We start from the raw sequence: 13,868 nt of genomic DNA, 5'->3' as shown, positions 1-13,868 counted from the left end.
CCATGACTGCGCTTTCCCCTCAACAGCTGGTGCGCTGGCGACGCGAGCTGCATCAGCATCCCGAACTGTCGGACCAGGAATTCGCCACCACCGAACGGCTCACGCGCTGGCTGCAACAACTCAACGTCAAGCTGCTGCCGCTGGCGCTGAAAACCGGTGTGGTCGCTGAAATCGGCCATGGCGAACCGCTGATCGCGCTGCGGGCCGATATTGATGCTTTGCCAATCGATGAACAAACCGACAACCCGTGGCGATCTCAGCAGCCGGGCGTGATGCACGCCTGCGGCCACGATCTGCACAGCAGCGTAATGCTCGGCGTGGCGCAGCAGTTGCAACGTATCGAAGCCCAGCTTCCCGGTCGCGTGCGCATTCTGTTCCAGCCCGCCGAAGAGATTTTCACCGGTGCGAAACAGCTACTGGCGGCAGGTGCGTTGAACGATGTGCAGGCGATTTTTGGCCTGCATAACGCGCCGGATCTGCCTACCGGAACGCTGCGCACGCGCGGTGGCGCTTATTATGCCAACGTTGATCGTTTCCAAATCAATATCACCGGTAAAGGTGCGCACGCCGCGCGACCGCATGAAGGTATCGATAGCATTGTGATTGGCAGCCACATCGTCACCGCGCTGCAAACGCTACCGAGCCGCGTGTTCAGCTCGCTGGAATCGGTGGTGGTTAGCGTAACGCGCTTCACGGCGGGCAATAGCTGGAATGTGTTGCCGCAGACGGTGGAGCTGGAAGGCACGGTGCGCACCCACAACGCGGAGATTCGGGCGCAGATTCCGCAGAAAATTGAAGCATTGATAAAGGGTATCGCCGCCGGATTTGGCGCGCAGGTTGAGCTGGTGTGGCAGGAAGGTCCGCCATCGCTGGTGAATACGCCAGAGTGGGCTGATTTCGCGCTGAGTCTGGCGAAAGAACAAGGCTATCAGACGCAAATCGGTACGCCGCAGATGGGTGGCGAAGATTTCGCCTTCTACCTACAGCAACTGCCAGGTGCGTTTGTCAGTATCGGCAGCGCCAGTGATTATGGTTTGCATCATGCCGGTTTCGATCCGGACGAAGCGATGCTGGAACCTGCGGTGCAATACTTCACTGAGCTGGCCCAACGCGCGCTGCTGACGCTGCGCCAACAACAGGCGCTGGCATCGTGACCCTAAGAGTAAGGAGAAAAGCGATGGCGATTTCGCTACCGGTTCCGCGTCTCGACCATGTGGTGATCAATGTTGCCGATCAGTTAGACGACGCCAGCGCGCTGTTTCGTCGCTTGGGTTTTCAGCTTACCGAGCGCGGCCATCATTCGCTCGGTTCCAGCAATCACCTGGCAATCTTCGGTGATAACTATCTGGAGTTATTAGGTTTTGAGGCCGGACGCGGCAATCTGCGCCAGGATTTATGGCAATCGCCGATTGGCCTGAGCGGCTTAGTGTGGAAAACCGAGGATGCCGATGCAGTGTGGCGCTATCTGGAGAGTCAGGATATCGACGGCGATCAGCCTGCGAGCTTTTTCCGTCCGGTGACCTTGCCGGATGGTAGCGAGCAGGAAGCGCGCTTTCGCACCGTGCGACTACGTCCGTCGCTGGTTGCCAATGGCCGCAGCTTCTTTTGTCAGCACGACACGCCAGATTCGGTGTGGCAGGACGCATGGCGCATCCATCCCAATGGCGTGAGCGATATCGTTGAGTTTGTGGTGGTGGCACAGGATCCTGCCGCCGCCGCACAGCCTTACAGCCGTTTGTTTGGCGCCGATAAGCTCACCGCCTGCCAGGAAGGTGCGTTTGTGTTGAAAGCGGGCGTGGCAACGGTGCGCTTTGCCGCCGCAGAATACGTCACCCAGCGTTTTGCCGGTTTACCACTCGATTACGACGGCAGCGCCCGCATGGCCGGGTTAAGTTTGCGCACCACGGATTTGCGCAAGGTAAAAGCCAGCCTGCTGCTCGGCGACATACCGTTCCGCGAAGAAGAGTCCGCGATCATTGTCGGTGCCGAGCAGGCGTTTGGCGTGGCGTTAAGGTTCCAGCAGTGAGTAATTGGTGCGCATGAATGCGCACCCTACGGTTTGTAGGGTCGCCATTCATGGCGACCAGGTTAAACTATCTTCATCTTCTTCTCCTGTTACCAAAGGTGAACATTGACCAGCCGATTGCAGCTTGAAACCCCCAGACTCACCTGCGCGCAGCTCGAGGAAGCCGACTGGGCTTTCTACCGCCAGCTACAGCTCTCGCCACAAGTCATGCACTACATCGCGGACCAAAAATCTGAAGAGAAAATTCACGCTGATTTCAATTCAAGATTGCCGCTCTGGTCGCCACGCAGCGCGCATTGGTTGTGTTTGGTGGTGCGGGACAAACAGTCGGGCAAACGCCTCGGGGTCAGCGGCTATATTCACCGCGATAGCGACTGCGCCGAAGTCGGCTTCCTGTTCGCGTCGGAAGCTCAGGGTAAGGGATATGCGTATGAGTCACTCAACGCACTTTGTGACTATGCGTTTAAGGACGGCGGCATCCGGCGGCTTATCGCGACCGTTACCGCAGGCAATACATCCTCACGCCGACTGCTGGAAAAAGTCGGCTTCGTATTAGAGGGTGAACTGCGGGAAAACTACTGGCTGAGAAATGCGTGGCATAACGATTGGCTGTTTGGGCTGCTGCAAAAGGATTATTAACCGCAGTCATTCCCAGGTGCGCATGAATGCGCACCCTACGATTTTGTAGGGTCGCCATTCATGGCGACCGGTTTTACATCTTTAGCTGTGCACGCTTGTTATACAGCCGCCAATAAGACAAGTAGGCGGCGATGATGGTCGATAAACTGGCGGTGCCGATCAGCATAAATGTCACCATAATCTGATACTTAATCGCTTTTACCGGATCAATACCGGCGAAAATGAGCCCAGACATCATGCCAGGTAAACTCACCAACCCGACCGTTTTGGCACCATCAACGGTGGGGATCATCGCGGCACGAATGCTGTCACGGATAAACTGCCCTGATGCCATTTTCACTGACGCGCCCAGGCTCAGCATCTCTTGAATCTTCTGACGATTATCGCTAACTCGCTGATTGAGATTGCTGAAGCACAAGCCAACCGCCACCATCGCGTTACCGGCAATCATTCCGGAGATCGGGATCACCTGCATAGGGATAAATTCAATCGCACCGCTTAGCACCAGAATGGTCAGAGTGAGCGTGGTGCCCGTGGTAATCGCGATAAAGGAGATGGTAAATCCCTTATCAATATTGCGGCTGCGTTTACGGGCATTGAGCGCCGCATTGACGCAGATAAACAGCACCATCAGCACGGTGAGCCAGTCATTGTTCAGGTCAAAGATCGACTTGAGCACATAGCCAACGATCACCAGCTGGATAATGGCGCGACATACGCTCCAGATGATGTCTTTGCTCATGCCGAGCTTCTCTTTCTGGCTGATCAGCAGCGCAATCAGCACCAGCATCAGTGAGAGCAACAGCGAGCTGTCGGTAATATTATGCTGGCTCATGGGCTTCTCCCTGTTGGGGCATATCGAGTTTCAGCACCTTTTTTGCCTGACTTATCTCCTGCACATCGTGACTGATCCACATCACGGCAAGAGTATTCTCACGTATTAACCCATCGATAAGGTGATTGATCGCGGCTTTGTTCTCTTCGTCCAGTGCACTGGTCACTTCGTCCAGCAAGAGCACCTGCGGCATAAACTGTAGGTTGCGCAGCAGTCCAACCCGTTGTTTTTCACCACCCGATAGTTGCTCAATTTTCTTGTCCAACATATCGGCTGTTAGATGCACGCTGGCGAGCGAAGCCACCAGCTGCTCGCGTTGCGGCTTTTGCTGACGAATCTGCCACGGCAACGCCAGGTTATCGTAAACCGTGTCGCCAAACAGCACGGGCGTCTGAAAACAATAGGAAACCTGTTGCCGATAACGTTCGGGCTTCAACGTGACAATGTCACGACTTTCAAAAAAAATCTGTCCTGCGGTCGGTGCAACTAATGAAGCCAATATCTTCAATAACGTGCTTTTGCCGCTCCCGGAAGGTCCAGTCAGCAACAGCAGCTCGCCGGGATGAAGTTGTAGTGAAATCGGCGCCAACAGCGTCTGGCCCTGCATGGCAAAACTTACTCCTTGCACATCCAGCAAGGGAGAATGGGTGGTCATGACATAGGTTCCCGGAAAAATAAACCGGAGGATTATAGTCTAAGTAGACGCGGTGCATCCTCGCGATTAACCGCTATCACGCTGTAATGCCCTCTATTCTGGCAGAGCTAAGGATCGCTTAATCTTCAACAGTGAAAATAGCCTCAACTTAAGAGGATATTTTTAATGAAAGCGATGAAATTTCGACCATTCAGTGAATATTTGGCTGTTGCGGTAAGCGTGTTCGCCGTGGTGAGTTTTCTTATCATCTGGTTGTAACCTAAGGTTCACTTAACCTTCATTTTTTAAGCTCTCTCCATCTTTACACCGATGGATGGATCAATGACGTTCTCGCTCGCAAAAAGACCGACGTTAAGTCGGCTTACGTTTATTACACTATTTTCAATTTATATTGCGGTTTTCCTGAACATTGCTTTTTATCGGCAGGTGATTGCCGCCATGCCGCTTGATAGCTTACGCACTATTCTGGTATTTGCTTCCATGCCAGTAGTGGCATTCAGCGTTATCAATATAATCGCTACACTCGCTTCGTTTTTATGGCTCGACAAGCTCATCCTGGCTCTCTTCGTGCTGGTTGCGGCTGCGGCACAATATTTTATCTGGAGCTTTGGGGTGGTGATCGACCGTTCGATGATCGTGAATATTATCGATACCACGCCTTCCGAATCTTTTGCCTTGTTATCACCCAAACTGATTATTACGCTGGGATGTAGCGGATTGCTTGCCGCTCTGCTGGTCTTTTGGCTGCGCGTTAATAATGGCAAGCCTTTCTGGAAAAGTGTCGCCAAACGCATGGCTTCAGTTGTGGTATCGATTATTTGCATCGCATTAGTAGCGATGTTCTTCTACAAAGATTACGCCTCACTGTTTCGTAACCAAAAAGAGCTGATTAAATCGCTCAGTCCTTCTAACTCAATTGTGGCGACGCTTTCCTGGTATAACCACAGCCGCACCGCCAACTTACCGCTGGTAAAAATTGGTCTGGATGCCAAACAGAAACCAGCGATGCTGGCCGGACCAAAGAGAAACCTGACTATTTTAGTGGTAGGTGAAACCACGCGTGCCGTTAATTTCCAGTTAAATGGCTATCAGCGGGAAACCACGCCACGCCTGGCAAAAGATGACGTCTCCTATTTCCCGAATACACAATCGTGCGGTACCGCCACCGCCGTCTCTCTGCCCTGCATGTTCTCCAATATGCCGCGAGCACATTATGACGATCAGCTGGTTGAGCATCAGGAAGGATTGCTGGATATTATTCAGCGCGCCGGTGTACAAGTGCTATGGAACGATAATGATGGCGGCTGTAAAGGCGCTTGCGATCGCGTACCGCATCAGGATATGACCAGCCTGAATTTGCCGGATATGTGTCACGACGGTGAATGTTATGACGAGGTGTTATTTCACGGTATTGAGGATTACATTAAAAATCTGAAGGGCAATGGCGTCATTGTGCTGCACACCATTGGCAGCCACGGACCGACATACTTTAACCGTTATCCGCCACAGTTTAGAAAATTTACGCCCACCTGTGATACCAGCCAGATTCAGGATTGTTCGCAAGAACAGCTGGTTAATACCTACGACAACACCATTCTGTATATCGATTACATTGTTGATAAAGCGATCAATGTGCTCAAAGCACATCAGGATGACTATACCACCAGCCTGGTCTACCTCTCCGATCACGGTGAATCATTGGGCGAAAACGGTGCCTATTTGCACGGCATGCCCTATGCGATTGCGCCAGATGTGCAGAAACATGTACCGATGCTGATCTGGCTATCGCCGGACTACCAACAGCGCTATGGCGTGAGCAAAGCCTGTGTTGATCAGCAAGCAGCACATAACGGTTATTCACAGGACAATCTGTTCTCAACCATGCTGGGATTAACCGGGGTTCAGACCAGTGAATATCAGGCTAAGGACGATATTCTTGCCGCTTGCCGGGCTAAGCAAAGTTAAACCGCTGGCTGCTGCTGGACGGTCACCATGAATGGCGACCCTACGAATCACGCAAGGTTAAGCCGCTAGCTGCTGCTGGACGGTCGCCATGAATGGCGACCCTACGAACCACGCAAGGTTAAACCGTTGGCTGTTGTAGGGGCGCCATTTATGGCGACCCATGTCAGGCTGCCACGCGATCCGCTCCTAATAAATCCAGAATCCGGCTGCGCAGCGCCACCAGTTGCGGATCGTCACGCCGGCGCGGCCACGGCAGATCAACCTCAATCACATCCACCACTTTTGCTGGACGCGGGCTGAACACCACGACGCGATTGGCCATCACCAGCGCCTCTTCCACATCGTGCGTTACCATCAGCGTGGTGAACTGCTGCTCCTGCCACAAATCAACGATCTCTTGCTGCATGCGCAAGCGAGTCAGCGAATCGAGCTTACCCAGCGGTTCATCGAGAATTAGCAAACGCGGGATGTTAACCAGCGCACGCGCCAGCGCCGCACGCTGCGCCATGCCGCCAGAGAGTTGATGCGGCCAGGCGCGGGCGAACTGCTTCAGTCCTACGCGATCTAACATAGCGTTGATGCGTTGTTCGCGCACCGGGCGGCTTTCACCGCGAATTTGCAACCCGAGACCGACATTGTCATATACCGTGCGCCACGGATAGAGCGTCGGATCCTGAAACACCACCACGCGCGACGGATCGGGCGCGGTAATCGCCTTGCCCTCCTCCGCCAGCACACCGCTGGCCGGCGGTTCGAGTCCGGCTAGCAGGCGCAGCAGCGTCGATTTACCACAGCCGGAAGGACCCAGCAGCGCGACAAATTCGCCGGCCTGCACCTGCAAATTAATATTCTCCAGCACCGGTAAATCTTCACCTTCTAACGTAAAGTGGTGATTCACCTTCTCAATCGTAATATTAACGCCTGCCGTGGTATCGGTCATATTGTCGCTCCTGCTTCCTGTGCAAATAAATAAAGCATAGGCCTCTCTTTCAACCCACCGAAATAGCCATTTCGGCAAACTAATACGCAAATTCTCATAATGAAAAACTGCATGACGACATGCGGGATTGTTATTTTGTCGCGGTTATCGCCTTTGCCATAGTGCGGTGAACTTTATCTACAAGGAAGACAAGATGGCATTTCAACAATTCTCTCTGAGCAGACGCGCGTTATTACGCGGGTTGGGTTTCCTGAGTGCTGGTGTGGCGGTGAATCCGTTGCTGAGTAGCGCGGTATTTGCCGACGATAAATCACTTAAAACCATTAAGCTGGCATGGGGACAAACGGCGGTGTGCCAATCACCGATTTCGGTGGCGCTGAAGCAAGGCTTCTTTAAAAAGTACGGCCTCAATGTTGAGCCGGTGAACTTTAGCGGTCCCACCGATGCGCTGTTACAGGCAATTGCTACCGGCCAGGCCGATGGCGGTATTGGTATGGCGCTGCGCTGGCTTAAACCCCTGGAGCAGGGCTTTGATGTTGACCTCACGGTGGGCACGCACGGCGGCTGCATGCGTTTACTCGCACCGCAAAACAGCGGTATCCGTGATGTGAAAGATTTGGTGGGTAAATCGGTGGCGGTCAGCGATCAGGCTAGCCCAATTCGCAACTTCTTTGCCATTCAGCTGGCGAAACAGGGTATCGATCCCGATAAGCAGGTGAACTGGTTGCAGTATCCGCCTGACCTGTTTGGCGAAGCGCTGCGCAAAGGCGAAGTGCAGGCGCTGGCCACCGACGATCCGCAGGGCTGGCTGCTGAAAAAGCAGCACAATTTAGTGGAAGTTGATAACAACCTGAAAGGCGAATACGCCAACCTCACCTGCTGCGTGCTGGGCCTGCGCGGCTCGCTGGTGCGTGACGATCCGGCCACCGCGCGCGCCATTACGCAAGCGATTGTCGATGCACAGCAGTGGACCGCCGAACATCCGGAGGAGACGGCGAAAATCTTCCAGCCGTTTGTGCCGGGCTCGGTAGCGGTTGAGGACATTGCCGCGATGCTGAAAGAGCATACGCATAGCCATCATTCAACTGGCGTGCAGCTGCGCAAAGAAGTGGCGGTCTATGTCGACGAGCTGAAGAAAATCAACGTGATCCGTCCAGATACCGATGCACAGCGTTTTGCTGAGCACTACGTGCCTGAGCTGCTGCCAGCTGAATCAGCCCATCAGCACGCCAGCAACATGGCGCATATGAGCAACATGTCGAGCTAAGGAGTCGAGGATGGCCAGTGATACTCTGACGATTGCCCGCAACCGTGACAGACCGCGTCGTATTCAACCTACGGTGTGGGTCGCGCTGCTGCTGTGGTGGGCGCTGGTCGCGCTCATGGTCGCGGTGCCGGATAAGCCGCAAGGTTTTGCCGCCCCGCGTTTTGTTAATGAAACGCATGAGCTGTTTGCCGCCTTTGCGCTTATTCTCAGCGGGCTGGCGGTTGCATCAAGCCTGTTCCCACGACTGACGCTACTCGCGCCGCTCAAGCGCAGCGGTCCGTGGCTGATTGTGCTGGCGCTGCTGATTGGCCTGTGGGAAATCGTCACTGGCAAACTGGCGCTGTTGCCGGCGCCGTTTTTTGCCCCACCGCGCGCGCTGGTAGAAGCCTATGCCACCGACTGGCCGCGTTTGCTGGATAGCGTGTTGAATTCACTGCGCCTGCTGGCCTTCGGCTTTATCTACGGCAGCGTGGTCGGTTTTATTACCGGCGTAGCGATTGGCTGGTCACGCGGGTTGGGATACTGGGTGCACCCGATTCTGCGTTTTCTCGGCCCGGTGCCCTCCACCGCGCTGCTGCCGCTGTCCCTCTACTTCTTCCCGTCGAGCTTCTCAGCGGCGGTATTCCTGATTGCGCTCGCCACCTGGTTCCCCGTGACGGTGCTGACCTGGTCCGGCGTCTCCAGCGTCGATACGCGTTATTACGATGTGGCGCGCACGCTGGGTGCCAATTCGCTGTTTCTGGTACTGCGAGTGGCGGTGCCTGCGGCGCTGCCGCACCTGTTTGTTGGGCTATTTATGGGGCTGGGCGCGTCGTTTTCGGTGCTGGTGGCAGCGGAAATGATGGGGGTGAAATCCGGGCTCGGCTGGTATCTGCAGTGGGCGCAAGGCTGGGCGGCCTACGCCAACATGTATGCCGCGCTGATTGTGATGGCGCTGCTGTTCTCCTCGCTGATCTCCCTGCTATTCGTGGTTCGCGACCGTCTGCTGTCGTGGCAGCGCAGCGCGGTGAAATGGTAACAACACACATTGCGCAATAAATTGCGCCGCTACGGTATGTGCATGCATTCGTAGCGGCGCGATTTATCGCGCAGATATTCGGTTCACATCATCCATTGCCGAGGTCGATTATGGCTACAAAAATTTCTGCTTCTATCACCGAACTGATCGGCAACACGCCGCTATTGCGTCTGTCACGTTATGCGCAGCAGCAGGAGATTCAGGCTGATTTAATCGCCAAGCTCGAGCTGTTTAACCCTAATCACAGCGTGAAAGATCGCATCGCCCTCAGCATGATTGAAGCCGCCGAACGCAACGGCACTATTAAGCCTGGCGATACGCTGGTTGAAACCACCAGCGGCAATACCGGCATTGGTTTAGCGGCGATTGCGGCGGCTAAGGGCTACAAATTCCGCGTTTATATCAATGATTTTGTCAGCATTGAGCGTAGCCAGATTATTCAGGCCTACGGCGCTGAAGTGGTGCCGTTCAGCACTATCGACGGTTTTAAAGCGTTTTATGACGCCAGCAACGGCGATTTCGTTGCCGCCACTAAGTGGCTGGCCGAGCAAGTCACGGCTGCGGAGCCGGAGGTGCATTTCCTGCTGCAGCTGGATAATCCCGCCAATCCGGCGGTACATGAGCGCACCACCGGACCGGAAATCTGGCGCGACAGCGGCGGCGAGTTGGATATCTTTATCGCCGCGGTAGGCACCGGCGGCACGCTGTCAGGTACCGGGCGCTATCTCAAACAGCAGCATCCGGGATTGCAGGTGATCGCGGTGGAACCGGGCATCGGATCGCAACCGAGCGAACTGCGACCGGAGCCGCTGGAGATCACCGGTGTGCATGCGTTTAGCAATCAGACGCCAGAACGCATCCCCGCCAATCTCGATCATCGCGTATACGATGAGGTGATCGCGGTGGAAACCTGGCAAGCCTATGCTGCCGCACGCCAGTTGGCGCTGAGTGAAGGCGTGCTGGTGGGTGATTCATCCGGTGCGGTGCTGTGGGCGGCGCAGCAGGTGGCGGCACGACCGGAAAATCACGGCAAGCGTATTGTGGTGTTACTGGCCGATGGCGGCAGCAGTTATTTAACCACGCAGCTGTTCGCGCATCAGGTCCCCGCCGAATCACTGAAGCTGGCAAGCGCGGTGCAGACATCGAGAAAAATCGCATGACGTCCCAATACGACCTTACAACCCCTGGTCGCCATACATGGCGTAATGCCGCTCAAAATGCCTGTTTTTGCAGGTGCGCATGAATGCGCACCCTACGAAAACCCGGCTATAGCAACGTGGGGAGCGCATTTATCCGCGCCTGGGCATCTACGAGGCGGTTCCGCACCAGCGCACTAACGTCAGCGCAATCGCTTTGGTGCAGGCCACCAGATCCGCAATCGGCACATGCTCGTTGGGCTGGTGCGACATCGCCGGATCGCCCGGACCGAAGTTCACCGTCGGCGTTTGCCCTAGCGTACTCGGCAGGCCAATATCACTATGCGCACCAAATCCAGCCAGCTGCGGATTCAGTGCGGCATCGGTAACACCCTGCTGGAAGGTGGTGACAAACGGATGATCCGCTTCGATTTCTGCGCAATCGGCATCCAGAATCCACTCGACCCTGGCCGGATGCCTGGCCAGATAAGGATCCAGCGCGCAAACCTTCGCGACGTGTGCCTCAATCTCTTTTTTAACGTTGCCACCCAGCCCCATCTCATCCTTCTCCGATGGCAGATACTGCACATCAATCACAATCTCTGCGCGACCGGCAATTGAGGCCGGGTGTTCACCCACTTTCAGCTGCGTCACGATAATCTGGTTGGGCAGTTCCATCAGCGGATGATTTTTGCTCGGCTGCGTCTGCCAGCGACGATTGAGCACATCGAGGCCATCCAGCATCTGACGACACAGCATCACCGCGTCCACCGGACCGCTGCTGTCCCAGCTGTTTGGCGTCAGCTCCGCATGCCCGCCGATGCCGTCGAGAATAATCCGTCCCCACAAAATACCGTGGCAGATGGGTGAAATGCGATTGGCGGTGGGTTCGGTCATAATGCCCGCATCCGCTTTAAATCCACGGTCGACCATCGCCAGCGATCCCATGCCGCCAATCTCCTCATCGACCACGGTGGTAAATACCACATCTCCCGCCAGGCGAATATTGAGGTCCTGCAACAGCTCTACCGCCATCAACATGCAGGCAACGCCGCCTTTCATATCGACCGCGCCTCGACCGTAAACGGCCGCGTTTTTGATTTCCGGTACAAAGGGATCGCTCAGCCAATGTTCCGGCGGGCCCGGCGGAACAACGTCAATATGGCCGGTGAGCATCAGCGATTTACCGCCGCCCGCCCCACTTAAGGTTCCCCCAAGATTTGGACGCCCCTCAAAGGTGCGGCCTTTATTGGCGCCCGGACGGCCCTGATATTTCGCGTAGAGTGCAGGACCATCGGGATCCCATAAATCGGTCTCCATGCCTAGCGACGCAAGGCGCTGCTGCAGATAAAGCTGGCAATCGCGCTCGCCAGGACCGGCTTCACGCGGATCGACTTTGACGATGGAGGGAAACGCCAGCAGATCGCACAGCGTCTGCGCGATGCGTTCTGCGCTAGCGTCGACGTGTGCGCTGATGAGTTCAGTCAGATTCATGAGTTATCTCCGATAAATAAAAAGTCGTTGTGCCATCAAGACGATAATCAACAACATACCCACCACGCCCAGCTGCCAGACGCTATTTAAACCCAGCTGCAACATGCAGGTTTTAATAGTTACCAGCATCAGCGCGGCGGCCAATACGCCGACCACGCTGCCGCGTCCGCCAAAAATGGCCACGCCGCCGAGCAGTGCTGCGGTAAGGGATTCGAGTTCAAGATTGACGCCAATTTCCGGGCGCGCGCTGCCTAACCAGGTAAGTGAGACGAACCCCGCGCAACCCGCCAGCAGGCCGCTCAGGCAATAGGCGAGCAAACGCAGGCGATCAACCGGAATGCCCACCAGCCGCGTGGCGTGTTCATTGAAGCCACAGGCGTAAATCCATTTCCCCCACGCGCTTTTGCTCAGAATCAGCCAGGCGATGAGGAAAGCCGGTATCACGCAGGTGAGAAACGGTAATGGAATGAAGAATTGTGCGCCGCGTCCCCACTGGGTTAACGCCGTGGGAACCCCGGCGATAGCGGCACCGCCGGTCAGCGCCAGTGCCAATCCAGAAAACAGGTAGAAGCTGCCCAGCGTGACGATGAGCGGCCAGAGCCGCAGCCGCGCAATCAGCCAACCGTTGATGGCGCCCGCCAGCGTGCCGGTGAGCAGACAGATCAGCGGTAGCCATGCCGGATTGATGCCCTGATCGAGCGCCAGCATGCCGATCACCGCCGAAAGCGAAACGTTGCCGCCCACCGAGAGATCGATGCCGCCGCCTCCGGTCATCACCACTAACGATTGTCCCAGCGCGACCAGCGACAGCAAGGTAGCGAATTGCAGGATCGAGGTGATTGACCAGGACGCCAGCATCTGTGGTAACAGCAATACAATACCGATGCCCAGCAGCAGCCATAGCGCGATCAGCAGCGTTAAGTCAGGAGATTTACGCCATAACGTCATGCAAGCCTCCTGAAGGTAAATACGCGACTGCTGGCCGCTTCGCTACTCAATACGATGAGCAATACCGCGCCGGTCACCACCGTTTGCCACAGCGATGGAATGCCCACCAGCAGTAAGCCATTTTGCAGAATACGCAGCAGTAACACCCCAAGCAGCGTCCCCAGCAAGCTGCACGATCCCCCGGTAATCCGCGTGCCGCCTAGCACCACGGCGGCGATGGCTTCCAGCGCCAGGCTACCGCCCACCGTCATCTCGACGTTGCGATAAGTCGCGATATAGCAGGTGGCGGCAATACCGCACAGCAAACCGCTGATCATAAAGGTGGCGATGCGTACCTGAGTGACCGGAATGCCCGCCAGCCGCGCTTTCTCCTCCGAGTTGCCCGCCGCCAGCAGCCACAAACCGTACGGCGTATGACGCAATACCAGCCACACGCTGGCCCACACCAGCCCAATGATCCAGGCCATCACCGGCACGCCCAACAGGGAATGCATTAACCCGCCGGTTAACGTGCCTGGCAAACCGGAAAGCCACTGTCCGCCGAGCAGCGCAAATAGCCCGGTGCGCCACACGCCGAACAAGCCGAGGGTGCCAACAATCGCTGGAATACGACCAATCACTACCACCAGCGCGGTCATCAAGCCCAGCAGTAATCCGAGCAACGGGCCCGCCAGCGCCGCCAGCCATGGCGAATTCGTCAGCAGCAGCTGGCCAACCCCCCAGGCCGCTACGCCCATCACCACGCCGACGGACACATCCACGCCGCCCATGGCGATCACTAGCGTCATCCCTAGCGCGATCAACAGCAGTTCACTGCTATTGCGCAGAATGGTGAGCAGGTTATCCACCGTCGCGAACCAGGGAGAAAACCAGGAGAAACCGGCAATGGCGAGCAAGGCGATCGCCAGTAAAGCGATCTCCCGTGAAGTCATGTGCATGCGCATC

General features: G+C 55.9%; 13 protein-coding genes. 7 read left to right on the top strand and 6 right to left on the bottom strand.

The window, feature by feature from the left end:
* Positions 1 to 2 precede the first annotated feature (2 nt).
* The 3 genes from AC07WB_RS20570 (at position 3) to AC07WB_RS20560 (ending at position 2,665) form a co-directional block, all read left to right on the top strand.
* Complete coding sequence (locus AC07WB_RS20570; RefSeq protein WP_494941192.1) at positions 3 to 1,154, top strand: amidohydrolase; 1,152 nt, start codon at positions 3 to 5, stop codon at positions 1,152 to 1,154.
* Between the two features lie 23 nt (positions 1,155 to 1,177).
* A complete protein-coding gene (locus AC07WB_RS20565) occupies positions 1,178 to 2,026 on the top strand; it encodes a VOC family protein (RefSeq protein WP_494941191.1) in 849 nt (282 codons plus the stop codon).
* Between the two features lie 105 nt (positions 2,027 to 2,131).
* On the top strand, positions 2,132 to 2,665 hold the full coding sequence (locus AC07WB_RS20560; protein ID WP_494941190.1) for a GNAT family N-acetyltransferase: 534 nt from the start codon (positions 2,132 to 2,134) through the stop codon (positions 2,663 to 2,665).
* Positions 2,666 to 2,738: 73 nt separating this feature from the next.
* Here the strand turns inward: AC07WB_RS20560 and fetB are convergent, their stop codons facing one another.
* On the bottom strand, positions 2,739 to 3,500 hold the full coding sequence (fetB, locus tag AC07WB_RS20555; protein WP_494941189.1) for an iron efflux ABC transporter permease subunit FetB: 762 nt from the start codon (positions 3,498 to 3,500) through the stop codon (positions 2,739 to 2,741).
* The gene (gene fetA, locus AC07WB_RS20550; protein ID WP_494941188.1) at positions 3,487 to 4,155 is read right to left on the bottom strand and encodes an iron efflux ABC transporter ATP-binding subunit FetA; all 669 of its coding nucleotides are present in this window, start codon (positions 4,153 to 4,155) and stop codon (positions 3,487 to 3,489) included. Before fetA ends, fetB begins: the two co-directional genes overlap by 14 nt.
* A gap of 321 nt (positions 4,156 to 4,476) precedes the next feature.
* Here fetA and eptA point away from each other — a divergent pair, with 321 nt between their 5' ends.
* Positions 4,477 to 6,120, top strand: coding sequence for a phosphoethanolamine transferase EptA (eptA, locus tag AC07WB_RS20545; RefSeq protein WP_494941187.1), 1,644 nt, complete (start codon positions 4,477 to 4,479; stop codon positions 6,118 to 6,120).
* A gap of 163 nt (positions 6,121 to 6,283) precedes the next feature.
* On the opposite strand, the gene AC07WB_RS20540 is transcribed toward eptA, so the two are convergent.
* On the bottom strand, positions 6,284 to 7,060 hold the full coding sequence (locus AC07WB_RS20540) for an ABC transporter ATP-binding protein (protein ID WP_097097773.1): 777 nt from the start codon (positions 7,058 to 7,060) through the stop codon (positions 6,284 to 6,286).
* A gap of 193 nt (positions 7,061 to 7,253) precedes the next feature.
* On the opposite strand from AC07WB_RS20540, the gene AC07WB_RS20535 reads away from it, so the two are divergent.
* From AC07WB_RS20535 to AC07WB_RS20525, 3 genes are all read left to right on the top strand, one after another.
* Entirely contained in the window at positions 7,254 to 8,327 is a 1,074-nt protein-coding gene (locus tag AC07WB_RS20535) for an ABC transporter substrate-binding protein (RefSeq protein WP_345830093.1), read from the top strand.
* 10 nt (positions 8,328 to 8,337) lie between these two features.
* Entirely contained in the window at positions 8,338 to 9,345 is a 1,008-nt protein-coding gene (locus tag AC07WB_RS20530) for an ABC transporter permease (protein WP_494941186.1), read from the top strand.
* A gap of 110 nt (positions 9,346 to 9,455) precedes the next feature.
* Positions 9,456 to 10,505, top strand: a complete 1,050-nt coding sequence (locus tag AC07WB_RS20525; RefSeq protein ID WP_494941185.1) for a PLP-dependent cysteine synthase family protein — start codon at positions 9,456 to 9,458, stop codon at positions 10,503 to 10,505.
* Between the two features lie 147 nt (positions 10,506 to 10,652).
* Here AC07WB_RS20525 and AC07WB_RS20520 read toward each other — a convergent pair whose 3' ends face one another.
* The 3 genes from AC07WB_RS20520 to AC07WB_RS20510 are packed head-to-tail and all read right to left on the bottom strand — an operon-like array spanning position 10,653 to position 13,861.
* Positions 10,653 to 11,975 carry a M20 family metallopeptidase gene (locus AC07WB_RS20520; RefSeq protein ID WP_097097769.1) on the bottom strand — a complete coding sequence of 441 codons (1,323 nt, stop codon included), beginning with the start codon at positions 11,973 to 11,975 and terminating at the stop codon, positions 10,653 to 10,655.
* A gap of 3 nt (positions 11,976 to 11,978) precedes the next feature.
* Positions 11,979 to 12,923: an ABC transporter permease gene (locus AC07WB_RS20515; RefSeq protein WP_494941184.1), complete on the bottom strand. Its 945-nt coding sequence runs from the start codon at positions 12,921 to 12,923 to the stop codon at positions 11,979 to 11,981.
* Entirely contained in the window at positions 12,920 to 13,861 is a 942-nt protein-coding gene (locus AC07WB_RS20510) for an ABC transporter permease (protein ID WP_345830101.1), read from the bottom strand. Before AC07WB_RS20510 ends, AC07WB_RS20515 begins: the two co-directional genes overlap by 4 nt.
* Between the last annotated feature and the right edge of the window lie 7 nt (positions 13,862 to 13,868).

It is taken from the genome of Pantoea sp. GW821-FHT03E06 (assembly GCF_059420725.1).
Note: the sequence above shows the minus strand (reverse complement) of the source record. Positions and strands in the feature narration are given on the sequence as shown.